Origin of the sequence: Clostridium sp. (genome assembly GCF_026168755.1) — a bacterium.
Lineage (GTDB): Bacteria > Bacillota > Clostridia > Clostridiales > Clostridiaceae > Clostridium.
Genome location: NZ_JAPFDR010000001.1, coordinates 105,128 through 129,295 on the forward strand (window position 1 = coordinate 105,128; position 24,168 = coordinate 129,295).

Annotated in this window: 21 protein-coding genes and 1 pseudogene; 17 read left to right on the forward strand and 5 right to left on the reverse strand. The window is 28.4% G+C overall.

Translation table 11 applies throughout. From position 1 onward, the window contains the following. The first annotated feature begins 5 nt into the window (after positions 1–5). Complete coding sequence (locus Q0Y03_RS00540; protein ID WP_297711911.1) at positions 6–743, forward strand: dihydroorotate dehydrogenase electron transfer subunit; 738 nt, start codon at positions 6–8, stop codon at positions 741–743. 21 nt (positions 744–764) lie between these two features. Then, a complete protein-coding gene (locus tag Q0Y03_RS00545; protein WP_297711912.1) occupies positions 765–1,661 on the forward strand; it encodes a dihydroorotate dehydrogenase in 897 nt (298 codons plus the stop codon). Between the two features lie 48 nt (positions 1,662–1,709). Here the strand turns inward: Q0Y03_RS00545 and Q0Y03_RS00550 are convergent, their stop codons facing one another. Both Q0Y03_RS00550 and Q0Y03_RS00555 read right to left on the reverse strand, forming a co-directional pair. Next, positions 1,710–3,164: an alanine/glycine:cation symporter family protein gene (locus Q0Y03_RS00550; RefSeq protein ID WP_297711913.1), complete on the reverse strand. Its 1,455-nt coding sequence runs from the start codon at positions 3,162–3,164 to the stop codon at positions 1,710–1,712. A gap of 236 nt (positions 3,165–3,400) precedes the next feature. Further along, complete coding sequence (locus Q0Y03_RS00555; protein WP_297711914.1) at positions 3,401–6,112, reverse strand: transglycosylase domain-containing protein; 2,712 nt, start codon at positions 6,110–6,112, stop codon at positions 3,401–3,403. Between the two features lie 90 nt (positions 6,113–6,202). Between Q0Y03_RS00555 and yunB the strand changes: the two genes are divergently transcribed. Together yunB and Q0Y03_RS00565 are read left to right on the forward strand one after the other, a co-directional pair. Then, on the forward strand, positions 6,203–6,883 hold the full coding sequence (gene yunB, locus Q0Y03_RS00560) for a sporulation protein YunB (RefSeq protein ID WP_297711915.1): 681 nt from the start codon (positions 6,203–6,205) through the stop codon (positions 6,881–6,883). A 131-nt stretch (positions 6,884–7,014) separates the two neighbouring features. Next, positions 7,015–8,175, forward strand: coding sequence for an iron-containing alcohol dehydrogenase (locus Q0Y03_RS00565; protein ID WP_297711916.1), 1,161 nt, complete (start codon positions 7,015–7,017; stop codon positions 8,173–8,175). A gap of 85 nt (positions 8,176–8,260) precedes the next feature. Here the strand turns inward: Q0Y03_RS00565 and Q0Y03_RS00570 are convergent, their stop codons facing one another. Beyond that, complete coding sequence (locus Q0Y03_RS00570; RefSeq protein WP_297711917.1) at positions 8,261–8,887, reverse strand: biliverdin-producing heme oxygenase; 627 nt, start codon at positions 8,885–8,887, stop codon at positions 8,261–8,263. A gap of 243 nt (positions 8,888–9,130) precedes the next feature. Next, on the reverse strand, positions 9,131–9,658 hold the full coding sequence (gene hpt, locus Q0Y03_RS00575) for a hypoxanthine phosphoribosyltransferase (RefSeq protein WP_297711918.1): 528 nt from the start codon (positions 9,656–9,658) through the stop codon (positions 9,131–9,133). A 323-nt stretch (positions 9,659–9,981) separates the two neighbouring features. Here hpt and hflX point away from each other — a divergent pair, with 323 nt between their 5' ends. The 7 genes and pseudogenes from hflX to Q0Y03_RS00605 all read left to right on the forward strand — a co-directional run bounded on the left by hflX (position 9,982) and on the right by Q0Y03_RS00605 (position 18,690). Next, positions 9,982–11,778 (forward strand): GTPase HflX, encoded by a 1,797-nt coding sequence (gene hflX / locus Q0Y03_RS00580; protein ID WP_297711919.1) that lies wholly within the window; start codon positions 9,982–9,984, stop codon positions 11,776–11,778. A 206-nt stretch (positions 11,779–11,984) separates the two neighbouring features. Then, positions 11,985–13,439 carry an alpha-amylase gene (locus tag Q0Y03_RS00585; protein WP_297711920.1) on the forward strand — a complete coding sequence of 485 codons (1,455 nt, stop codon included), beginning with the start codon at positions 11,985–11,987 and terminating at the stop codon, positions 13,437–13,439. Positions 13,440–13,605: 166 nt separating this feature from the next. Beyond that, positions 13,606–15,018 carry a PLP-dependent aminotransferase family protein gene (locus Q0Y03_RS00590; protein ID WP_297711922.1) on the forward strand — a complete coding sequence of 471 codons (1,413 nt, stop codon included), beginning with the start codon at positions 13,606–13,608 and terminating at the stop codon, positions 15,016–15,018. Continuing rightward, complete coding sequence (locus Q0Y03_RS00595) at positions 15,006–15,653, forward strand: YigZ family protein (protein ID WP_297711923.1); 648 nt, start codon at positions 15,006–15,008, stop codon at positions 15,651–15,653. The genes Q0Y03_RS00590 and Q0Y03_RS00595 overlap by 13 nt, the downstream gene beginning before the upstream one ends. Positions 15,654–15,885: 232 nt before the next feature. Beyond that, positions 15,886–16,626 carry a YebC/PmpR family DNA-binding transcriptional regulator gene (locus Q0Y03_RS00600; protein WP_297711924.1) on the forward strand — a complete coding sequence of 247 codons (741 nt, stop codon included), beginning with the start codon at positions 15,886–15,888 and terminating at the stop codon, positions 16,624–16,626. Between the two features lie 316 nt (positions 16,627–16,942). Then, positions 16,943–17,041, forward strand: a pseudogene (locus Q0Y03_RS15485) (hypothetical protein); the annotation flags it as partial. A 272-nt stretch (positions 17,042–17,313) separates the two neighbouring features. Further along, positions 17,314–18,690 (forward strand): dicarboxylate/amino acid:cation symporter, encoded by a 1,377-nt coding sequence (locus Q0Y03_RS00605; protein ID WP_297711925.1) that lies wholly within the window; start codon positions 17,314–17,316, stop codon positions 18,688–18,690. 67 nt (positions 18,691–18,757) lie between these two features. On the opposite strand, the gene Q0Y03_RS00610 is transcribed toward Q0Y03_RS00605, so the two are convergent. Continuing rightward, positions 18,758–19,258, reverse strand: a complete 501-nt coding sequence (locus tag Q0Y03_RS00610) for a QueT transporter family protein (RefSeq protein ID WP_297711926.1) — start codon at positions 19,256–19,258, stop codon at positions 18,758–18,760. Between the two features lie 427 nt (positions 19,259–19,685). Between Q0Y03_RS00610 and Q0Y03_RS00615 the strand changes: the two genes are divergently transcribed. The 6 genes from Q0Y03_RS00615 to queA all read left to right on the forward strand — a co-directional run bounded on the left by Q0Y03_RS00615 (position 19,686) and on the right by queA (position 24,153). Further along, positions 19,686–19,916, forward strand: a complete 231-nt coding sequence (locus tag Q0Y03_RS00615; RefSeq protein ID WP_297711927.1) for a hypothetical protein — start codon at positions 19,686–19,688, stop codon at positions 19,914–19,916. 97 nt (positions 19,917–20,013) lie between these two features. After that, positions 20,014–20,655: a hypothetical protein gene (locus Q0Y03_RS00620; protein ID WP_297711928.1), complete on the forward strand. Its 642-nt coding sequence runs from the start codon at positions 20,014–20,016 to the stop codon at positions 20,653–20,655. 194 nt (positions 20,656–20,849) lie between these two features. Continuing rightward, complete coding sequence (locus Q0Y03_RS00625; protein WP_297711929.1) at positions 20,850–21,269, forward strand: hypothetical protein; 420 nt, start codon at positions 20,850–20,852, stop codon at positions 21,267–21,269. A gap of 197 nt (positions 21,270–21,466) precedes the next feature. Beyond that, complete coding sequence (ruvA, locus tag Q0Y03_RS00630; protein ID WP_297711930.1) at positions 21,467–22,072, forward strand: Holliday junction branch migration protein RuvA; 606 nt, start codon at positions 21,467–21,469, stop codon at positions 22,070–22,072. Positions 22,073–22,083: 11 nt separating this feature from the next. Then, positions 22,084–23,115 carry a Holliday junction branch migration DNA helicase RuvB gene (ruvB, locus tag Q0Y03_RS00635; protein ID WP_297711931.1) on the forward strand — a complete coding sequence of 344 codons (1,032 nt, stop codon included), beginning with the start codon at positions 22,084–22,086 and terminating at the stop codon, positions 23,113–23,115. A 12-nt stretch (positions 23,116–23,127) separates the two neighbouring features. Beyond that, the gene (gene queA, locus Q0Y03_RS00640) at positions 23,128–24,153 is read left to right on the forward strand and encodes a tRNA preQ1(34) S-adenosylmethionine ribosyltransferase-isomerase QueA (RefSeq protein WP_297711932.1); all 1,026 of its coding nucleotides are present in this window, start codon (positions 23,128–23,130) and stop codon (positions 24,151–24,153) included. Positions 24,154–24,168 lie beyond the last annotated feature (15 nt).

The window sequence follows — 24,168 nt, forward strand, 5'->3', positions numbered from 1 at the left end:
AATCTATGAAGTATACACAAGGTAAAATATTATTAAATGAAGAAATTCAAAATGGAATATATAAAATGGTCGTAGAGGATAAAAATGAAGCTAAAGCAGGACAATTTTATATGTTAAAGTATAATGGAGCTACATTACTTCCAAGACCAATAAGTGTTTGTGAAACAAATGGTGAAACATTAACTTTTGTATATGCTGTAGTTGGAGCAGGAACTAAGGAGTTTGCAGCTTTAAATGTTGGGGATTCAATAAGTTTAAATGGGCCTCTTGGAAATGGATTTAATGTAACTGATGATTTAGGTAGAGTTGCATTAGTAAGTGGAGGAATAGGAACAGCTCCAATGCTTGAAGTATCTAAAAAGTTAAGACAAAATAGATGTGATGTTAAAATGGATCTTTATGCAGGATTCAGAGATGATATATACTTAATAGATGAAATAAAAGAATATGTTGATGAAACATATATTTCAACTAATACTGGTAAACATGGACATAAGGGTTTTGTAACTGAAATTTTAGATTTAGATAAATATGATACAGTACTTTGCTGTGGACCGGAAATAATGATGAAGAGAGTAGTTGAAATGTGTAAAGAGAAGCAAGTCAAAGTATATGTTTCTATGGAAAAACATATGGCTTGTGGAGTAGGGGCTTGCCTTGTGTGTACTTGTAAAACTAAAGATGGAAATAAAAGAACATGTAAAGATGGTCCAGTATTCGATGGATACTATGTAGAATTATAATAAACCAAAGGAGAAGATAAAATGTTAAAAGTTAATATAAATGGATTATATTTCAAAAACCCAGTAATAGCAGCATCAGGAACCTTTGGTTTTGGAGCAGAGTACAATAATTTTTATGATGTAGGAATTTTAGGTGGTATTTCTTCTAAGGGATTAACACTAAACGAAAAAGCTGGTAATGATGGAATAAGAGTGTTTGAAACTCCATCAGGAATGATGAACTCAGTTGGTCTTCAAAATCCAGGGATAGATAGATTTATATCAGAAGAACTTCCAAAGATGAAAGAGCTAGGTACTAACATTATAGCAAATGTTGGTGGAGGATGTATGGAAGATTATGAAATAGCATTAGAAAAGCTTAGAGGAACTGATATAGATATGATAGAACTTAACATATCATGTCCTAATGTAAAATCAGGAGGAATGGCTTTTGGAATTAAATCAGAAGTAGCTTATGATGTTGTTAAAAAAGCAAAAGCTATAGTAGATAAACCTTTAATGGTTAAGCTATCACCTAATGCTGAAGATATTGTTGATATGGCTATAAAATGTCAAGAAGCAGGAGCAGATTCATTATCTCTTATTAATACATTAAAAGGATTAGCAATAGATCCATATAAGAGAAAAGCAGTATTTAATAATGTATATGCAGGGGTATCTGGACCAGCAGTTAAACCTGTAGCTTTAAGAATGGTTCATGAGGTAGCTAAGGCTGTAGAAATACCTGTAATAGGTTTAGGTGGTATTACAACAGGGCTAGATGCTATAGAATTTATTATGGCTGGTGCAAGAGCTGTTCAAATAGGAACTGTTAACTTCTTTAATCCAATGGCAGGTAAGGAAATCATTGAAGAAATGGAAGCTTTCTGCAAGTCACAAGGAATTAAAGATATTAATGAAATAGTTGGAATAATATAAAAAAAATCACTATAAGTAATAATTTACTTATAGTGATCTTTTTTTGTTTTAGGCTGTAGCCTCTTTTTCGTCATCTCTCCATTCTTCAACTTCATCACCAAGTTCTGGTATAGAAGATGCAGAGAATACAGGATTTTTTCCAGACTTTCTTTGAGCTATGTAATCTTGTAAAGCCTTAATTGCAATCTTACTTAATAATACGATAGCTATTAAGTTTAAGATAGCCATAAGTCCCATAAATACATCTGCAATACTCCAAACAAGTTGCATAGAAGCTACTGAACCAAATAAAACCATTCCGATAACTAATATTCTATATAAATATAAGTAGATTTTCTTTGTAGATATAAATTGTATATTAGTTTCTCCATAATAATAATTTCCTATAATAGAACTGAATGCGAAGAAGAAAATACAAAATGCAATAAAGTATTGTCCCCATGAACCAACTTGAGAACTAATGGCAATTTGAGTAACTTCAATACCAGCTATATCAGCAAGAGGAATATTATTTTTAGCTGAATATTGCACAAGTGTATCAGAAGATAAAAGAACTATAAATGCAGTACAAGTACAAATTATTAATGTATCTGTAAATACTCCTAATGTTTGAATTAAACCTTGTTTTACAGGGTGAGAAACTGTTGCTGTAGCAGCTGCGTTTGGAGCAGATCCCATACCAGCTTCATTAGAGAATAATCCTCTTTTGATACCATTTAATAAAGCAGCACCCATTCCACCGCCAATTACTTGTTTAACACCAAATGCATTTTCGAAAATCATTTTAAATACTGAAGGTAACTCTGTAATATTTGTTATGATTATAAATAATGCTACCAAGATATATGCAACAGCCATAATAGGAACTATTATAGTAGAAATTTTAGCGATACTTTTAACACCACCAAAGATTATAATTGCAGATGCAATTGTAATTAAAGCACCTAAGAATAGTTTATTTATACCGAAAGCTGAACTAAATGCGGCTGTGATAGTATTAGATTGAACTGAATTAAATGCAAAACCAAAGCACATTATTATAAGAATAGAGAATGCAACTCCCATCCATCTTTTCTTTAGTCCTTTTTCCATATAGTAAGCTGGACCACCTCTGAAATTATCTCCATCTTTAATTTTGTAAATTTGAGCTAAAGTAGATTCTATAAATGCAGAAGCTGAACCTATTAATGCAATTAACCACATCCAAAATACAGCACCAGGACCACCAATAGCAATAGCAGAAGCAACACCTGCTAAGTTACCTGTACCAACTCTTGATGCAGTACCTATACAAAAGGCTTGGAAAGATGAAACTTCATTTTTAGATTTATCTTTTGAAGAAGATCCTTCTCCAAGTAATTTGAACATTTCTTTAATATTACCAAATTGAACGAACTTAGTTCTAAAAGTAAAATATAAGCCTATTACTATTAGCATAGCTATAAGAATGTAGCTCCATATAAAATCATTAACTAATAGTATTAGTTTGTTTAAAAATTCCATAATAAAGTATCCCCCTTTTTATATTTATCATTCGATTTATTTACTATGTTCTTTATCGATAGTATACAATAAAAGTGAAAATAATGCAAGAGGTTAATATATATTATTCATAAAATGAAATTAAAGTTATCAAAAAGCTATTAAAATATATAAAAATGAAATTTTACCTGCAAATAAATTCATTTATTTAAAGTTAAATATAAAAAGACAGTCATTTTTATATGACTGTCTAAAATTTAATCAAATAAATTATCTAATAAATTACCAAAAGTACTTCGTTGAGCATTAGTATTACTGTTATCATCAGTATTAGTACTATTATTATTATGAGTTTCTTCAGGTGGTGAAGTTTCTCCAATATTCTCACCTGGTGTGTTAGTAGTAAGTTTTATGGTTAGTGAAACTGTTTCACCATAATTTATTTCAGTTGTAAATGAAGTTAATGTATATTCTCCTGGAGTGATAGATCCAGATACTGATAAACCATTAAATGAATATTTAATTTCTTTATTATTTAGTATAACGATAGCATCGTATAAATCCATGTTTGCTTTTAATCCTATTTGAGATAAGTTTATCTTTTCCTCAGCCTTAGTATCATCTTTTTCTGTAGGAACTACAAATGGATAATCAGCAGCATTAGGATTAGCATTTGGCTTTTTAATAAATACTTTATCAGCAAGAAGTCTTGCTGGAGTATTATCAGTTGCTAGCTTATTATTAGAACTATTAACAGTAACTTTTACATGAACATCACAAACTGATTTTGGTTCTGTTCCTTCAATAAAGTATTCTGTTTTAACTCTATTTCCTCTTTGATCTTGATAACATAAATCTGTAGGAGATTTACCTGAGTCTATACAAACTTTTGCTTGAACAAGACCAGATGGAGCTTCTATATCAGTATAGCTTAATCCAGAGTGTACAATACTCATTACCTTTCCAAATAATGTTGCAGCGCTACCACTGCCACCAGACATTTTTTGTGGTATATCATATCCAATCCAAACAGAACCAGAATAATAAGGTGTAACCCCAGCAAACCAGTAGTTATCAGACTCGTTAGTTGTACCAGTTTTACCAGCTACAGGTATATCACTAAATTGAGCTTTACTTGATGAACCTTTTAATATGTCATAAAGTATATATGATGTTTGTGGTGATAATAAAGTAGTAGCTTTAGACTCTCTTTCTAATAATACATTACCACTAGAATCTTCAACTTTTGTATAAAGTGAAGGTTCATATACAACACCATTATTTCCTAAGGCACCATATGCAGAAGCTAAAATTGTTGTATTTCCACCATCACGGTTACCTGTTGGTTGTTCAAATTGTCCAAGTGCTAATGCTGACATTGTATGAGATTCAGGAGCGTATTTTAAACCAGCTCTTTCACCATATTCAAGTGCTGTATCTAAACCTAACATATCAACTGTTTTTATAGAAGTTAGGTTTTTTGAATAAATTAAAGCTTCTCTTGCTGTAACATAACCAGCCATTGAACCATCAGCATTTTTAGGGTTAACACTTCCAAAGTTATATTTCTTTATTATTTCTGATGAAACAGATGAATCATCCAAAGGTGTTCCAGCTGTTATAAGCTTAGTGTCTATTGCCGGTCCATAAACAGTTAAAGGCTTAGTTGTAGAACCAATTGATTTTAAATCAAAATAAGCTCTATTAAGTGAAGTTGGAGGTTGATTTCCACGTCCACCAATAAGTACCTTTACTTGACCAGTCTTATAGTCAATTACTGTGGCAGAAGCTTGTAATTTAGGTACACCATCATTATCTGTAGGATCAGAAGAAGTATCATCAACTTTTAAGTTAGTTCTTTCATTTAATATTTCTTGAACAGAATTTTGCATTTCAGTATTTAAAGTAGTATATATTTTTAAACCACCATTAACTAGTAGTTTATTTACTTCTTCATCAGTATACTTGTACTTTTCTTTTAAATCCTGTTTTACCTGATCTAATGCTGGATATACAAACCATTCTTGATTAACTCCATAGTCAGTATCTAGTTTAGAGAAGTTAAAATCATTTGCTTCAGCTTGTGCATAAGCTGTGTCGAATTCTTCTTGGGTTATATATCCAAGTTCTAACATTTTGCTTAATACTGTTTGAGTTCTTCTAATATATCCATTTGGATAATTTGAAGAACTAGTATTATAAGCACTATATGTGGTAGGAGCTTGAGTAATACCAGCAATATAGGCACATTCAAGTAATGTTAAATCTTTAGCGTTTTTAGCAAAGAAATATCTAGATGCAGCTTCAACTCCATAAATATGTCCGCTAAGAGGAATAGTATTTAAATAAGAACGAATAATTTCTTCTTTACTTAATTCTTTATCTAATTGTACTGCTAAAACTATTTCTTTAATTTTTCTGTTAATTCTGTCAAGTGGTGTTGACTCAGCAGAAGCCTCTGTAGCTAATATAGTATTTTTAATTAGTTGTTGTGTTAGTGTAGAAGCACCATGAATACCCTTTTGTTTGCCTAGTATAACCATAACATCTCTTGCAGCAGCACCTAAAATTCTTTTAATGTCAATACCACCATGAGACATAAAACGTTCATCTTCAATAGAAATATAAGCATTAATTAAATTTTGAGGCATCTCATCATAAGAGATAATATATCGTATTTCGGTAGATGGTAAATCATCTATAAATTCGCCTTGATCATCAAATAACATTGAAGGTTGATTTAAATTATAAATAGCATTTACATCTAATTCTGGTGTTGTTTTAATAACAGCAACAACATAACCAACACCAACAACACCGATTAATAATCCTGTTATTAAGATTGTAAGGAAAAAGTATTTAAAAAATCGTTTAATCTTCGATGGCTTTTTCTTAAGCTTTTTCTTAGCGGTTTTAGATTTTGCTACTTTTCCTGTAGGATCTTTTGATTTGTTAGAATCTTTAGCCATTTGTTCCTCCTTTTATTTATTTTAATAATATTCCATATAATTATAGCATATTAATTATAATAGTAAAATAATAACTACTAAGGTGAGTGTATGAGATATTATACAAGGAATCCTAAAAAACATGGAAATATGAATTTTAAGCAATTTAAAGTACATTCAAGTTTGATAATAGTACTTATTATAATTATTGCCTTTAATTTAATAATATACATTTTTGGAAAAAGAATATTGCCAGTTGTACTTAATATTGGAGAGGTTAAAATAAAATCTGAAGCTATAAAAATTATGAATGAAGAGAGTGTGAATGTATATTCAGAAAATTTTAAGTACGATGACATAATTAATATAGAAAAAGATGCTGATGGCAATATAACAATGATAAGGTCAGACACTGTAAAGCAAAATTATCTAGCATCTCAAGTAGTTTTAAAATGTGATGAAAGACTTTCAGAACTTGAAGATTTAGGAGTTAAGATTCCATTAGGATATTTAACTAATAATGTTATGTTTTATAATATGGGACCTAAAATAACTGTAAAAATGCAACAAGTAGGTAATATAACTACTTCATATGAATCAGAATTTCAGAGTGCAGGAATAAATCAAACTAGACATAAAATATATTTAAATTTAACTACTACAATGAGAGTTATTGTACCTTTTAATAGCAAGGAAGTAGAAGTAACTTGTCAAATACCTGTTTCAGATACTATCATTGTAGGAAAAATTCCAGAAACAGCAATTAATATGAATGGAAGTAATTCTAATTAAAAGGTGGTATTTACCACTTTTTTTAGTTTGAATAGAAAAATATATATAATTTAAATATAAAATAATCTTGCGTTAATTTAAGTATTGAGGTGATAATAGTATTAAAGTTTATATTTTAAGGAGGAGTGGAAGTGGAAAATTTCAACTTTAAGGCTTATACAGAAATGTTATTTGGAAAGGGTCAAATCTCTAAATTGCCAGAAGTAATAAATAGATATGGTAAAAATGTTTTGCTTGCTTATGGTGGGGGAAGTATAAAGAAGAATGGAATATATGATAATGTTAAGGGTTTATTAAGTGATTGCAATATAATTGAGCTTGATAAAATTGAACCAAATCCAAAAATTGAAACTGTTAGAAGAGGTGTTAATCTTTGTAAGGAAAATGATATTGATGTTATTTTAGCCGTTGGGGGTGGAAGTACAATAGATTGTGCTAAGGTTGTGGCAGCAGGAGCTTTTTATGATAAAGATCCATGGGACTTAGTAACAAACCCAGAAAAAATAGATAAAGTTTTACCTATAGTAACAATTTTAACTTTAGCAGCAACTGGCTCTGAAATGAATGGTAATGCTGTTATTTCTAAAATGGATACTAATGAAAAGTTAGGTACTGCAAGTGTAAATATGAAACCACAAGTATCTATTCTAGATCCAGAGTATTTATATACGTTACCAAGTGTTCAAACAGCAGCAGGTACAGCTGATATAATGTCACATGTATTTGAAAGTTATTTTAAAAAGACAGAAGGTGCTTTTGTTCAAGATAAATTCTCAGAGGGGATATTAGAAACTTGTATAAAGTACTGTCCAATAGCTTTAAAGGATCCTAGGAATTATGAAGCTAGAGCTAATTTAATGTGGGCTAGTTCAATGGCTCTTAATGGATTATGTGGTAGTGGTAAACCAGGGGAGTGGACTTGTCATCCAATAGAACATGAATTAAGTGCTTTTTATGATATAACTCATGGGGTAGGACTTGCAATAGTAACTCCAAGATGGATGAGATATATTTTAAGTGAAAATACAGTAGATAAATTTGTAGATTATGCAATAAATGTATGGAAATTAGAAAATAAGGATGATAAGTTTGCTTTAGCAAATGAAGCAATTGATTTAACTGAAAAATTCTTTAAAGATTGTGGAATCCCTATGACTTTAAAAGAAGTTAATATTGATGAAACTCATTTTGATGAAATGGCAAAAGGTGCTGTAGAGCATGGTTCTTTAGCTTATGCTTATGTTCCATTAAATGAAGCTGATGTTAAAAAGATATTAGAAATGTGTTTATAATTATACTTATACAAAATGATGCCCTATTTTTTTAGGGCATCATTTTGTATTTGCAAATCTATAATAAATGTGAATTTGAAGGGCATTATTTTAATTTAGCTTCTAATTCATTTGAGATAGCAAGATTATAAATATAAGCATTATTAACTTCATTAATAAAATCTATCTTCATTTCATTAGATAAATTAATCTCTCCTAGCATATTATGATATTTCATAACATATCCTCTTAAATCATTGATTTCAGGGAATTGATAGTAATTCAATCCTTCATTAGATATTTTATAACTTGTACTTAACAGTGAAAGGAATGTTCTACCACCAAATAAATCAGCTAAGAATCTTGTGTAGGCATAGGCAACTACAAGTTCAGGCTTAGTTTTTGATAATTCTTCTATTTTTGCAACACAAGCTTCTGTAGAAGCTAATAATTTCATTGAATTTAATTTATCACCTAATAAGAATTCTAAGTCTTTTCTCATAAGTTCTGAACGATACAATTCTCTTGTAACAAATGGCTTAACAATAGTATTGTTTTCATTTTTATCTAAAGCATCTTCAATAGCCTTATACATTCTTTCTAAGTTATAAATATATTCAGCATATCCTTCAACAGAAGCACTTCCATCAACTAGTTTCTTTATATAACCTGTATTTTCTGCTGCACTATGTAATAGTGAAGTTTTTTCTCTTATATCCATCATAAATTTCATTATATTCACCTCGTTTAATTACTAATCACTTTAATGAAAATATATATTAATAGATAATAATTATCAAATAGGGTTTATAAAGAGATTTCTATAAATCTTAGTGAAATGCTCAGATATACTCTTGTTTTCTTTATTTTTCTTATAGTTTAACTTTATTTAATATAAAATTTAATAAAATATGGTGAAATTAGTAAAAAAAAGCTAGTGAATATATTAATCACTAGCTTTAAGTAAGTTTGTAAATTATTTACTTTCCCAATTAAATACGTAAGGAACGTTTCTATAATAACCTTCGTAATCAAGGCCATAACCTACTACGAATAAGTCTTCAATTTCGAAACAACAATAATCAGGTTTTAAATTAACTTTTCTTCTAGAAGGTTTATCTAATAATACACAAGTTTTTACTGATCTTGCTCCTAATTTTTTTACATGTTCTATAACAAACTCCATTGTATATCCAGTATCGATTATATCATCAACTATTAAAACATCTAATCCTTCTATGTTATCTGGAATGTCATTAACAACAGTAACAGTACCAGAACTAACTTCACTATGTCCATAACTAGAAGTAGTCATGAATCCAACTTTAGCTTTTACGTCTAAAGCTTTAAATATATCAGCTCCAAAAACAAAGCTGCCTCTTAAAAGAGGTAATACATATAATTCTTTACCTTCATAATCTTTACTTATTTCTTTACCTAACTCTTTCACTCTAACTTTAATTTGTTCTTCAGAGAAAAGAATATTACGTTTTTTATCGTCCATGTAAGAAACCCTCCACTACAGTATTTATATTATTAATTATTATATGAAAAAAATCTCATAAATAGTCGACTTATTTATATTAAGTAAAAGTATAATTGTATTCGACTTAAAATATAATGATAATATAAATTCTAACAACAATTTTAAATTTTTGCAACGTAAAAATTAGAATATACTTAGTTTACATTTACTTTAGAATAAGATAAAATATAGTGAAATATCAGTAATATTAGTATATATAGGAAGAGAGTTAATAGAAATTATAAAATTAATTTTATATATTTAGTATATACTAAATAAGAAGCTTTAGGTGAGGTGATAATATGATATATGGAAATATAGATGGTGTAAAAAAGTCTGCTATAGAGGAATTAGAAAGACTTTATAAAACTAAATGTCCAAAAGATGAAGTTTGTTCTACTGAAATAATAGAAGTAATTTCTAGAGTTTCATCATTTATTGAAAGAGAAATAAGTGTTGCAATAGATAGAAGAGGAAATATTAGAACTATAGCAATTGGAGATTCTACTTCAGTAGAAATAGAAACATTAGATATAAGAGAAAAAAGATTAGCAGGTGTTAGAATAATTCATACTCATCCAAATGGTATGAGCAATTTATCTGCATTAGACATTAGTGCTTTATTAAAATTAAAATTAGATGCTATTGTAGCTATAGGAATATATGAAGGAAAGATATTAGATTGCTCTTTAGGAATGTTGACTGTTCTTAATGATACTTTAGATTATGAAGAAACTGCTCATATACCTTTAGAAGAGATATCTAAAATACATATATTAAATAAAATTAATTATATAGATTCTTTAATTAAGGAAAAAGATATAATTGAAGATGATGAAGAAAAAGCTATATTAGTAGGTTCTGATACAAGAGAAAGTTTAGAAGAACTTAAAGAATTGACAAAAGCTTGTGATATTCCAGTACTTGATAGTGTTTATCAAAGTAGAAGTAAAATAGATGCTGCTTTTTATATTGGTAGAGGTAAAGTTTTAGAAATTGCTCAATTAAGACAAAAATTAAGAGCAAATGTAGTTATATTTGATGATGAATTATCAGGATCACAAGTTAGAAATTTAGAAGCTGCTATAGGGGCTAAAGTTATAGATAGAACTACGCTTATTCTTGAGATATTTGCTAGAAGAGCAAAGAGTAGAGAGGCTAAAATTCAAGTTGAATTAGCACAACTTAAATATAGAATGAGTAGACTTCAAGGGTTAGGTACAATAATGTCAAGAACTGGTGGTGGTATTGGTACTAAAGGGCCTGGAGAAAAGAAACTAGAAACAGATAGAAGACATATAAAAGAGCAAATTTATGATTTAAATGATGAATTAAAGAAAATCAAAAAAATTAGAGAAACTCAAAGGGAGAAAAGAAATAAAGAAAGTATTCCAAAAGTTTCATTAGTTGGATACACAAATGCAGGAAAATCTACTTTAAGAAATGTACTTTGTGATGTAGCAGCTCAAAAAGAAGTTATAGGTAAAGAAAAAGTATTTGAAGCAGATATGCTATTTGTAACATTAGATATAACAACTAGAGCTATTGTATTAAAAAATAAAGGAGTAATAACTTTAACAGATACAGTTGGATTTGTTAGAAAGTTACCACATGATTTAGTAGAAGCATTTAAGTCAACTTTAGAAGAAGTAATTTATTCAGATCTTTTATGTCATGTAGTTGATTCTTCAAGTGATACAGCTTTAGAACAAATTAGAGCTGTAGAAGAAGTTTTATTTGAATTAGGTGCTAAAGATAAGAAAACTTTACTTGTTTTAAATAAAATAGATAAAGCAACGGAAGAACAACTGGAAGCTATTAAAGAAGCTACAAATGAATATGAAACAATTGAAATTTCAGCAAGAGAAGGTATAAATTTAGATAAATTACTAAAACTAATAGAAGAAAATCTTCCTTATAAGATGAAAAAGTGTGAGTATTTAATACCATATGATAGAAGTGATATTAATTCATTCCTTCATAGAAATGGTAGAGTTTTAGAGGAAGAGTATAGGGAAAATGGAACTTTCATGATTGTTGAAGTTGATGATGAAAGTTATAATAAAAGTAAACATTACATCATAAATATATTAATGTAATAGTTAATAAGGTTTATTTAATATGGGTTTTGATATTGTTAATAAAAAATAGAAATATTTTAAGGTACTATTAAAAAGTAATTATAAGTACTAGTAAAATAATTTGTATTTAGCAATATCAGAACCATTTTTATTTTAAGAAATTATCATATGGTTAAATATGTTAAAATATTGATAATTATGGTTATAAAGTAGGTGGAAATAAAATGGTTAATGGGACAATGATGCAATATTTTGAATGGTTTCTATTACCACAATGTAAATTATGGAATGAAATATCTAGTGAAGCAAATAATTTACGTGACTTAGGCATAACAGCTGTATGGATGCCACCAGCATATAAGGGTATTGGTGGAGGATATGATGTTGGATATGGAGCATATGATTTATATGACTTAGGAGAGTTTAATCAAAAAGGTAGTATAGAGACTAAATATGGTAGTAAAGATGAATACTTAATGGCTATAAAAATGTTAAATAAAAATTGTATTCAAAGTTATGGGGATATAGTTTTAAATCATAAAATGGGTGCAGATGAAGCTGAAGAAGTTATGGCCAGAGAGGAAGAGTTTTTTAATAGAAGTATTCCTATTAGTGGAACTAAAGTAATAAGAGCATGGACTAAGTTTACTTTTCCAGGAAGAAATAATAAATATTCTTCTTTCAAATGGGATTGGAATGCTTTTGATGGAATAGATTATGATGATAAAACAAAAAGAAATAGTATATATAAGTTTTTAAATAAGGAGTGGAGCAATAGAGTAGATAAAGAAAATGGTAATTATGATTACCTTATGGGTGCTGACTTAGATTTTTCCAATAGAGATGTTGTGGAAGAACTTAAAAAATGGGGAAAATGGTATATTGATCTTACCAATATTGATGGATTTAGGCTAGATGCTGTTAAGCATATAAATTATGAATTTTTTGTAGAATGGTTAGAGTATTTAAGAAAAGAGAGTGGAAAAGAATTATTTTCAGTAGGGGAATATTGGAATGCTAATGTATATGTACTATTAGAATATTTAAAAAATACTAAATATGTTATGTCTTTGTTTGATGTACCATTACATTTTAATTTATATGAAGCTTCTCGTAGTAATGGTGATTTTGATATGAGAAATATTTTTAAAGGTACATTAGTAGAACAATATTCAACAAAGGCAGTAACTTTTGTTGATAATCATGATACTCAATTAGGAAGTTCACTACAATCATGGGTAGAGTCTTGGTTTAAACCTATAGCATATTCTTTAATATTATTAAGAATAGAGGGATATCCTTGTATATTTTATGGAGATTATTATGGGATACCAAGCAATGGATATTTTGGTATAGGAAGTTATTTGGATTTGTTATTAAAGGCTAGAAAACAATTAGCATATGGTGAACAACATGATTATTTTGATGATAAAAATATAGTTGGATGGACAAGAGAAGGAGTTAAAGAATATAACAATTCAGGTTTAGCTGTTTTATTAACAAATAAGTTAGGTGGAGAGAAGAAAATGTATGTAGGAAATCAGTTTTCAGGTGAGAATTTTAAAGATTTGCTTTCAAACTTTCAAGAAAAAGTAGTTATTGATGAGGAGGGATTTGGAAATTTTATGGTTAGAAACGGAAGTGTATCTGTTTGGGTATTAGATAAGGTAGATATATAAATTATTTAATAGGTAAAAAAACAAGTATATAAAATTATATAAATAGCACAGGATTATTTAAGATTATAATTCTGTGCTATTATTTTATAAAAATTTGACCACATTTACTATATTTTCTATAATTAAATGTATCAATACATTTAACAATAAGAATGATGGGGTCAATATGGAAAAGTATAATATTGAATTTAATGATTATGAATCTAAGTATATTCAAATTGCAGATAATATTAAGAATTTGATTAATTCTAAGATAATAAAGGATGGCGATAAGTTACCACCTATAAGGGCATTAGCTAAGGAATTAAAAGTAAATAATGTTACAATAGTAAGTTGTTACGATAAGCTTGTAAGTGAAGGTTATGCTTATCAAAAAATGGGTTCAGGCACTTATGCTAAGAAAAGGGAAATTACTGATTATTTTAGAAAAGAGTACTCTAAAGAAATTAAATTAATAAAAAATAATTATGATAAAAATATAATTGATTTTACAGGAGAAAGTTCTAGAAAGGTGAACTTTCCTATAAATCAATTTAAAAGGGTTATAAATGAAGTTTTAGATAGAGATGGTGCAGATGCATTAATCAAGGAAGAAGCTTTTGGATATGCAAATCTTAGAGAAACTATAAATAAAGTATTTTGGAATAACTCTTTAAATATAGAGAACTTATTAATAGTATCAGGAGCACAACAAGGGATAGATATTGCATCAAAAGCAATATTAAATATTAATGATAATGTTATTGTTGAAAAACCAACTTATGCAGGAGCATTATCAGTGTTTAAATTTAGAAGAGCAAATTTATTTGAAATGCCTGTAGAAGAGGATGGTATAAATATAAAAAAGCTTGAAGAAATATTAAGAAAAAATAAAATTAAATGTTTTTATACAATGAGTTATTTTCAAAACCCAACTGGAATTAGTTATAGTCATGAAAAGAAGCTTGCTATTTTAGAGTTAGCAGAAAAATATGATTTTTATATAATAGAGGATGATTATTTGTCAGAGCTAATATTTGATGATAATATAAAACACGAACCATTTAAGGTTTTAGATAAAAATGATAGAGTAATTTATATAAAAAGTTTTTCAAAAATATTTTTGCCAGGTATAAGACTTGGATATATAATATCTCCAAAAAGTTTTAGAGAAAGTATTCAAAACTCAAAAATTAATACAGATATTGCAACATCCACATTAATGCAAAGAGCTTTAGAAATGTATATTAAAGACGGCTATTGGATTGAATATATAGATAATTTGAGAAGCGAATATATAAAAAGATATGAGTTAATGAAAAAGCTAATTAATGAAAAGTTAAAAAAGTATGTAGTGTTTTTTGATCCTAAAGGTGGATTAAGCTTTTATTTAAATATTAAAGATAAAGAAATTAAATCAAAGGAATTATTTTATAGGCTTAAGGAAAAGGGAGTTTATATTACTCCAGGAACATTATTTTATAAGGGATCAAACTTAGGAGAGCAATATTTTAAGGTTAGTTTTTCACAAGTTAACCAGGAAGAAATAATAAGCGGAATTGATATAATTAAGGAGGAGCTGGAAAAATGGCATATATAACGATAAGAGAATATGGAGAAGATAGCTTTATTGAAAAAAAATCTGAATTTATTGGATATGCAAAAAGAGTAGAAAATGAAGAGGAAGCAAAAGCATTTGTAGCAGAAATAAAATCAAAGCATAAACAAGCAAGACATAATTGTTGGGGATATATAATTGGTGAAAATATGGGGATTCAAAGATATAGCGATGATGGTGAACCACAGGGAACAGCAGGAATTCCTATTTTAGAGGTAATGAAAAAATCTAATATTACAGATTGTGCAGTTGTTGTAACAAGATATTTTGGTGGTATTTTGTTAGGAACTGGAGGATTAACAAGAGCGTACACAAAAGGAGCTTCTATAGCATTAAAAGCTGGAGGTGTAGTAGAAAAGGTTCAAGGTGTTAAGGTATCTCTTACTTTAGATTATGATATGATAGGGAAAGTACAGTATTTTTGTGGACAAAATAATTGGCATATTGAAGATATAGAATATACAGATAAAGTTATAGTACACATACTTGCAGAAGTTTCTGTAGCAGAAGAAATAGAAAAAGAAGCTATAGAAGCAAGTAATGGAAAGATAATAGTTGAAAAAAGTAAGTCAGGGGTGTATTTTAAAGAAGAGAATAGATTATATAGTATAATATAGTTATAGGAGCCCACTCAACTAACTTTCGTTAGTTGAAGTTAATTTCCATTATCAAAATTAAAATTTTGAATTTAATTTCGGAAACACGCTACTCACTATTATTCGTATGTGTAAGTTCGATTGACAGAATTAAAATTTTGAATCTCACTTAAATTGTTAAATAATAATCCTTATGGTATAATATAAAAAGATTTTTATTAATAGATTAAAAAAGATTTAGGAGGATGAAATAATGTCAGGACATTCAAAATGGCATAATATACAAAACAAAAAAGGTAAAGCTGATGCTAAAAGAGGGAAAATCTTTACTAAAATTGGTAGAGAGTTAATGATAGCTGTTAAAAATGGAGGACCAGATCCTGATAACAACCCTAAATTAAGAGATGCGATAGCAAAGGCAAAAGCAGCTAACATGCCAAATGATACAGTACAAAGATCAATAAAGAAAGCTTCAGGTGAATTAGGAGCAGTGGATTATGAAAGAATAGTATACGAAGGATATGGACCATCAGGAGTTGCTGTTATTGTTGATACTTTAACTGATAATAAGAATAGATCAGCAGGAAATGTAAGAAGTGCTTTCACTAAAGGTGGTGGAAACATGGGAACTACAGGTTGTGTAGGATTCATGTTCCAAGAAAAAGGTGAAATTGTTATAGAAAAGGGAGATCTTGACGAAGAAGAGTTAATGATGATGGCATTAGATGCTGGAGCTGAAGATTTCAATAGTGATGAAGAAGAAGTATTCATAATCACAACTGCACCAGAAGATTTTGGTACAGTAAGAGAAGCTTTAGAAGCTGAAGGATTAGAATTCTTAGAAGCAGCAGTTAAAATGATTCCAGATACATATACTGAAATTGATGAAGAAGCAGCTAAAAAATTCCAAAAGATGTTAGACTTACTTGAAGATGATGATGATGTTCAAGAAGTTTACCATAATGCTGAATTCCCAGAAGGATGGGATGAGTAGGACGTTTAGGGGTATTCTAAACTTAAAAAAATCATTCGATAGTGATATACATTTGATTTATTTACACTGAGAATAATTTAAAAATAAACACTTGAATTTTAAGGGACGTATGACTATTGAAATTAGACTTAAATAAGGTTTCTCAGTATATAAAATAGAAAAAGAGCTAGGTCTATCAATAAATATCATTACAAATGAAATAAATCGCGGTATAACTACATAACTAAAGCTAGGCCAAAGTGGAAATAATCAAAACACTAACAATGGAAATAATACAGGAAATAGTAGTACTGGACCCAATGATAAATTACCACAAACAGGATCAACTATTTCTTCTATTCAAATTGTATTTATAGCATTAGTTATAACCGAAATTGTAGTTGTACTTCTTAAGAAAAAAGAAAATGTTGTATAAATTAAATAATATAAGCATTGACAAACTTAATGTTAAATGATAGGATAAAGAAAAAATCCCTTTAAATTGATTCGAGAAATCAATAAGGAAGTTATAGTATGCTTATAAAATTATCTTTTAATATAAATATACTTATTAATAAAGATAAAAGTTTTGAATTATATTAGCCTTCCTTGTTTTTAGGAAGGCTTTTTTGTATAAGTCAAAAAAGTATATTATGCCTTATTTAGTTATTTGAATTAGGGAATAAACTAGTAAGGAGACTGAAACAAATGAAAAGAAGTAAAATTAACAACAGTAACAAATTAGCCATAAAAATGGCAGTAGCTCTTGTTTTAGGGTTAGCAGTAGGAGTAGGATGTATAATACTTAGAGAAAATCTAAACGCTAATGGAAATGGACATATATGGACAAGTATTAACAACATATTATTCCAAGATATTTCACAAGAAGGAGCAACAAGTGCTTTAGGAATCTTTTATATAGTAGGTCAATTATTTGTAAATTCGCTTCAATTAGTAATAGTACCAATGGTATTTACATCAATAGCTTTAGCTATGTGTAAAATAAGTGATACTAAAAAACTAGGTCGTATTTCATATAAGACAATATTAGGTTTCTTGGTAACATCGGTTTTTGCTTTAGCATTAGCAGGAACAGTTGGATTTATAATTAAAAATTTAGGCTTATTTACAGCAAATGTGGAAAATGTTACAGCACAAGCAGGTGTAGCAAGCTCTACAAATCCATTATTAATAATAGTACAAGCAATACCAAATAATATAATAGCAGCATTTTCTACAAATGGAAGTATTCTTGCAGTAGTTTTTGTAGCAGTAGTATTAGGACTTTGTATAAATACTTTAGGGGAAAAAATAAAGGTATTAAAAACTTTATTAGAAGAAATAAATTCAATTATAACAGTATTTTTAGGTTTTATAATAACAAAGTTTGGTCCTGCAGCAATATTTGTATTAATTACAAGGACATTTGCAATATATGGTATAGATAATTTAAAACCAGCACTTGTATATGTAATTACTACAGTGTTTACACTATTATTATTCTTAGTATTTGGATATGCATTGTTTATAGCAATTGGAGCTAGACTTAATCCAATTAAATTTGTAAAAAAGATAGGTAAGGTTGCTTTATTTGGGTTTTCAACTTCATCTTCAGCAGCAACATTACCTTTAAATACAAAAACTACAACTGAAGAATTAGGTGTTAGTGAAGATATTGCATCATTTATATTACCACTTGGAATGACTATAAATATGAATGGTACAGCAATAATGCAAGTTATAGCAGCTATATTCATAGCTACAAGTGCAGGATATGATGTAACTATTGGCAATATAGTAGTTATAGCTCTATTAGCTTTAATATCATCTGTTGGTACACCAGCAGCTCCAGGTGCAGGTGCAATAATACTATTCACTGTATTAACAGGAATGGGATATAATAATGATGCAGCAATACTTGCTTATTCATTAATACTTGCAATAAACAGACCAATAGAAATGTTAGTGACTTCTCTAAATGTAGTTGGAGATTCAGCAACAAGTGTTGTAGTTGCAAAGTCAGAAGGTATGTTAGATGAAGAAGTTTATAATAAAGAAATAGTTTTAGATAGAGAGTTAGCTTAATAAGCTAACTCTTTAATTTTATATATTTTTATATAAAGAAAGGACAACTAAATGTTGTCCTAAATAACTATTTAAATGTCATTGAATTTTTGAATCTAGATCCAGCCATTAGGAATAAAGGTACTCCTATACATGCAATTACAACTAACTCTCCTAATGCAACTTCACATATTGATAAAATAAGTGGTAGTCCATATAATTTGTTTAACATCCAACCAATAATAAGCCCATTAAAAACTGTTGGCCAAATAGATGCTACAAATAATTTAATCTTATAATTTTTGATTAGCTTTCCAGTTAAATAAATAGCATAAACACTTATTAATGTAGCTAATGTTCCAAATATAACGTCCATTGGACCATTTGGACCTAAAATATTTGCTATTAAACATCCAAGTGTTAATCCTCCGATATATAATGGATCAAATACTGCTAATAAAACCAAAATTTCAGAAATTCTAAACTGGATATTACCATAAGCAAATGGTGCAATAGCAAGTGTTACGACTGCATAGATAGCTGCAATAATTGCAGTTCTAGTCAGTCTTTTAGTTAAATCATTTTTCATTTTTGAAAAACCCCCTAATAAAAAATATTAGGAACCTAAGGTTTATAATAGTTATAAGTTAGTATTTACTAGTTATTTAGGTAATTCCTAAATTTACTAAAGTTAATTATTAATTTTTAGCTATTATTTTAAGTATAAACTTTTACCTAGTTTTGTTTAGAGACAGGAGGTTCCCGAACTGTCTATATTACAAAAATAAATTATACTTAATATTGTATAGCAAATCAAGAGAAATTAATTTTATTAAAAATAAAATTTTTAGTGGTGAATTATTAATTTTAATCATAGTATAATAAGAGAAGTGTTAAGTTTATTTTGAATAATAAAAATTTATACAGGATAATTAAGAAGTTAATATACATAGACGGGATAAAATATTTTAATATTTGGAGATAAAAGTTTTTAATTGTAATAAGGGGGAGTCTGTATGGAGTTTAAAAATGAAGATTTAAAAAATAAGTTTGAAAGTCATAAAAATAAGATACAAGAAAACATTGAGATGGGAAAAAGTATGGGGGTAAATAAAATTAGTGCAATCCTTGCCATGGATGATGAAAGTGAAGAAATTGAAAGACAGCTAGTAAGTTGGTTATTGTTAGAAGGATATAGAATTTCTCTTAAAAAAGAAGATTTTAGTATATTGACGATTGAATGGTAAAAGCTCATTTTTGAGCTTTTATTTTTTCTAAAAAAAATTAAAGTTTATGAATATCATTTGTAAAGTTGTCAAGAATTACAACTAAGGAGTGATGTTCATGAAAAATATATTTAAAAATAATGATAAAAAACAAATAAATAATGAAAATAAATATACAAATAAAAAATTATCAATAATTTCTGCAATAATTGTATTTGCTCTTGTAGTTAGCTTTTTTGGAAGCTATTTTATAACAAATAGATTGACTAATCCTAAATATGCAAAAAATACTACAGAAGAAGATAAAACTGTATACAACAACACTAAGGCTTTAGATGATGATATGATTTTAATTTTAATGAATGAAGGTGTTGTTGAAAAGGAACAAAGTATTTTAGAATTTAAAAAAGAAAACTTTATATCAAGTGATATTAGTCAACAATTTATTGTAAACTTTTTTGAAGCAAATGGATATAATTTAGAAGAATTACAAGATGAAAAAGTAGTTTTTAGTAAGGTTGGAACTATAAATGTATTACAACCTAATAAGTATTATATAGGTGAGAAAGATGGATACTTTGCAATTTATAAAACTGATAGTGAAGGAAACTTAACAATTGAAAATGAAGATGATGTATATAGAAATAGTAGGTCTATAAATTTTTTACAAGGAGAAGATTTAGAAGACATTAAGAATTTAAAACATTGCTATGATACGAAAGATGAAGCAATAGAAAAATTAACTGCATATATTTCATAATGTTTATCCCATATGATCACTTTTAAAAGTGATTTTTCATATACCTTTAAATTATATATATTTATACATGAAGAGATTATAGATAGAATTTGGTTCTTATTTATAATCTCTTTCATTATAGGAAAATAGATGCTTGTATAACATTATACATAAGGGGAGAAAATATTATTGTAAGTAACTAAGGAGGCGAAGATATGAGTGTTATGCCAAACTTTGAATATTTATTAGTTATGCCTAGTGGGAATATTAGAGGTTTTCATGATGAAGAAACAGCAAAAGCATATATTAATAACTACTATTATTTTAAGACAAGAAATAATGATGTAGTTGGAGTATATGAAGATTTAACAGAAGATTTTGATGATATTGTTAATGTAATTTGTTATAAAATTGGGGTAGAAGAAGGAGAATGTAGGTTATATAATACACGAGAAATAATAGAAAAAATACAAGATGAGGTAATTTTTCAAGATGAAAAAGAAGAGTTAATTTCTAAATTATTATTTAATCCTTCTGAAATAAATACATTTGACTATGCAATAGACAATATATTTACCAATACAGATTCTATTGATATTATGGAACCTTATGGAGATCCAATAACAGGACAATAACATAGTGAGAGCTAAAGAGTTATACTATATATTATGTAAATAGTATAACTCTTTATTATTGAAAAAATCAAAGTAAAATGGTAAAGTATAAGGTAGGCTAAAGAAGTAATAACGTTAATATGTGATTGAAAATTGCAAAAGATTAATTACAAAGCACAAAAATAATCTAATTTATAATTAGATTAAGGGGGATGGAAATGTACGAATATATTAAGGGAAAATATATTGGGATTAATAAGGATTATGTTATTATAGAGAACAATGGGATTGGATATAAGATTTTTACATCAGGAGCTACTATGGCGGAAATGCCGAAGGTATCTGAAGAGGTTCAATTATATTTAGAGCAAATAGTAAGAGAAGACTTCATTGGATTATATGGATTTAAAGATAGAGAAGAGTTAGAAATGTTTAAATTGCTTATTTCAATAAGTGGAGTAGGAGCAAAAGCTGCTTTATCTTTACTTTCAATAAGTAGAATAAATAACTTAAAATATGCAATAATTATGGAAGATGATAAACATTTATGTAGAGCACCTGGAATTGGAAAGAAGACTGCAGGAAGAATAATATTAGAACTAAAAGATAAGATTAAAACAGAGGAAGTTTCAGAAGGTGTTGATATACAACAAGGATTTGAAGATATTGCACCAAGTAATAGTAATGCAATAGGAGAAGCTCTTGGAGCATTGTTAGCTCTTGGATATTCAGAAAAAGAAGCTGAAAGTGCATTAAAGAAAGTAAATAGAGAAGAATCTGTAGAAAATATTATTAAGGAATGTTTAAGAGTATTAATGGGATAGAGGTGATAGATTTGGAGAGAATTATCACTCCAGATGAGATTCTGGAAGACGGAAATAGTGAATTAAGTTTAAGACCTCAGAAGATTAATGAGTATATAGGCCAAGATAAGGTAAAGGAAAGGCTTAATATTTTTATTACAGCTGCTAAAAGAAGAAATGAAGCATTAGATCATGTGTTATTGTATGGGCCACCAGGACTAGGTAAAACAACACTAGCTAATATTATAGCAAAAGAAATGGGTGGAGATTTAAAAATAACTTCAGGTCCAGCAATTGAAAGAGCAGGAGATTTAGCAGCTATATTAACAACATTAAAAGATAATGATGTTTTATTTATCGATGAAATACATAGATTAAATAGAAGCGTTGAAGAAATACTTTATCCGGCTATGGAAGACTATGCTTTAGATATAGTAATAGGAAAAGGTGCGGCTGCTAAATCTATTAGATTAGATTTACCACATTTTACTTTGATTGGAGCAACAACTAGAATTGGGATGTTAACTTCTCCATTAAGAGATAGGTTTGGCGTTCTTTGTGATATGGTATATTATACTGAACAACAATTAAAGGAAATAATAGTTCGTTCTGCCTTTGTATTAGGTTGTGATATAACTGAAGAAGGGGCATATGAAATAGCTAGACGTTCTAGAGGTACTCCAAGAATTGCAAATAGATTGTTAAAAAGAGTTAGAGATTATGCTGAAGTGTACTCAGACTCTTTAATTAGTTATAAAGAAGCAAAAGCAGCTCTTGAGCTTTTAGAAGTAGATGCCCAAGGTTTTGATAGAGTTGATAATAAAATATTAGAAGCTATTATTGATAATTTTAATGGTGGACCTGTAGGAATAGAAACATTATCATACTTTATAGGTGAAGAACTTGGAACTATAGAAGATGTTTATGAACCGTATCTTCTTCAAAAAGGATTTATAGTTAGAACAGCTAGAGGAAGAACAGCAACAGATAAAGCATATAGCCATTTAGGAAGATCAAGAAGTAAAAAAGTTACGAAAAGACAAACTAGTTTTTTTGAAAGTTAGGAGATATATTAAATGAAGACAAGTGATTTTGATTTTTACTTACCAGAGGAGCTTATAGCTCAACATCCATTAGAAAAGAGAGATTACTCTAGATTAATGGTTTTAGATAAAGCTACTGGGGAAATAGATCATAAACATTTTTATAATGTAATAGATTATTTAAATCCAGGAGATACATTAGTTTTAAATAATACTAGAGTAATGCCTGCTAGACTTATAGGAGAAAAATCTATAAGTGGAGGTAAAATAGAGTTTTTACTTTTAAAAAGAATTGAAGGCGACAAATGGGAATGTTTAGCGAAACCTGGGAAAAGAGCTAAAATAGGAACTGAATTTACTTTTGGTGAAGGTAAATTAAAGTGTAAGGTAGTTGATATTGTAGAAGAAGGAAATAGAATTATAGAATTTTCTTATGATGGAATATTCGAGCAAGTTTTAGATGAACTAGGTGAAATGCCACTTCCACCATATATAACAGAAAGATTAGATGATAGGGAAAGATATCAAACAGTTTATTCTAAGGAGCAAGGTTCTGCAGCGGCTCCAACTGCAGGATTACACTTTACAAAAGAACTTTTAGAACAAGTAAAAGAAAAAGGTGTAAATATTGCTTATGTAACATTGCATGTAGGACTTGGAACATTTAGACCAGTTAAGGTTGATGATGTAAATGAACATGTTATGCATTCAGAGTTCTATCATTTAGAGGAAGAGGATGCAAAGATAATTAATGAAACAAAAAAACGTGGAAATAAAATTATTTCAGTTGGAACAACATCTACAAGAACTTTAGAAACAATTGGAGATGAAAATGGTTTTGTTAAAGCACAAAGTGGATGGACTAATATATTTATTTATCCAGGATATAAGTTTAAGGTCGTTGATAAGCTTATAACTAATTTTCATTTGCCAGAATCAACATTAATAATGTTAGTTTCAGCTTTAGCAGGAAAAGAAAAGGTAATGAATGCTTATAATGAAGCTGTAAAAGAAAGATATAGATTCTTCTCTTTTGGAGATTCAATGATAATAAAATAATAAAAACATAAATTT

Bases quoted from the DNA above. Each gene is read 5' to 3' on its own strand.
- ruvA (WP_297711930.1), top strand. From the start codon at position 21,467: ATGTACGAATATATTAAGGGAAAATATATTGGGATTAATAAGGATTAT.
- Q0Y03_RS00620 (WP_297711928.1), top strand. From the start codon at position 20,014: ATGAAAAATATATTTAAAAATAATGATAAAAAACAAATAAATAATGAA.
- Q0Y03_RS00590 (WP_297711922.1), top strand. From the start codon at position 13,606: ATGGAAAAGTATAATATTGAATTTAATGATTATGAATCTAAGTATATT.
- Q0Y03_RS00625 (WP_297711929.1), top strand. From the start codon at position 20,850: ATGAGTGTTATGCCAAACTTTGAATATTTATTAGTTATGCCTAGTGGG.
- Q0Y03_RS00555 (WP_297711914.1), bottom strand. From the start codon at position 6,112: ATGGCTAAAGATTCTAACAAATCAAAAGATCCTACAGGAAAAGTAGCA.
- Q0Y03_RS00600 (WP_297711924.1), top strand. From the start codon at position 15,886: ATGTCAGGACATTCAAAATGGCATAATATACAAAACAAAAAAGGTAAA.
- Q0Y03_RS00545 (WP_297711912.1), top strand. From the start codon at position 765: ATGTTAAAAGTTAATATAAATGGATTATATTTCAAAAACCCAGTAATA.
- Q0Y03_RS00615 (WP_297711927.1), top strand. From the start codon at position 19,686: ATGGAGTTTAAAAATGAAGATTTAAAAAATAAGTTTGAAAGTCATAAA.
- yunB (WP_297711915.1), top strand. From the start codon at position 6,203: ATGAGATATTATACAAGGAATCCTAAAAAACATGGAAATATGAATTTT.
- Q0Y03_RS00605 (WP_297711925.1), top strand. From the start codon at position 17,314: ATGAAAAGAAGTAAAATTAACAACAGTAACAAATTAGCCATAAAAATG.
- Q0Y03_RS00610 (WP_297711926.1), bottom strand. From the start codon at position 19,258: ATGAAAAATGATTTAACTAAAAGACTGACTAGAACTGCAATTATTGCA.
- Q0Y03_RS00570 (WP_297711917.1), bottom strand. From the start codon at position 8,887: ATGAAATTTATGATGGATATAAGAGAAAAAACTTCACTATTACATAGT.
- Q0Y03_RS00550 (WP_297711913.1), bottom strand. From the start codon at position 3,164: ATGGAATTTTTAAACAAACTAATACTATTAGTTAATGATTTTATATGG.
- hpt (WP_297711918.1), bottom strand. From the start codon at position 9,658: ATGGACGATAAAAAACGTAATATTCTTTTCTCTGAAGAACAAATTAAA.
- hflX (WP_297711919.1), top strand. From the start codon at position 9,982: ATGATATATGGAAATATAGATGGTGTAAAAAAGTCTGCTATAGAGGAA.
- Q0Y03_RS00540 (WP_297711911.1), top strand. From the start codon at position 6: ATGAAGTATACACAAGGTAAAATATTATTAAATGAAGAAATTCAAAAT.
- Q0Y03_RS00585 (WP_297711920.1), top strand. From the start codon at position 11,985: ATGGTTAATGGGACAATGATGCAATATTTTGAATGGTTTCTATTACCA.
- queA (WP_297711932.1), top strand. From the start codon at position 23,128: ATGAAGACAAGTGATTTTGATTTTTACTTACCAGAGGAGCTTATAGCT.
- Q0Y03_RS00595 (WP_297711923.1), top strand. From the start codon at position 15,006: ATGGCATATATAACGATAAGAGAATATGGAGAAGATAGCTTTATTGAA.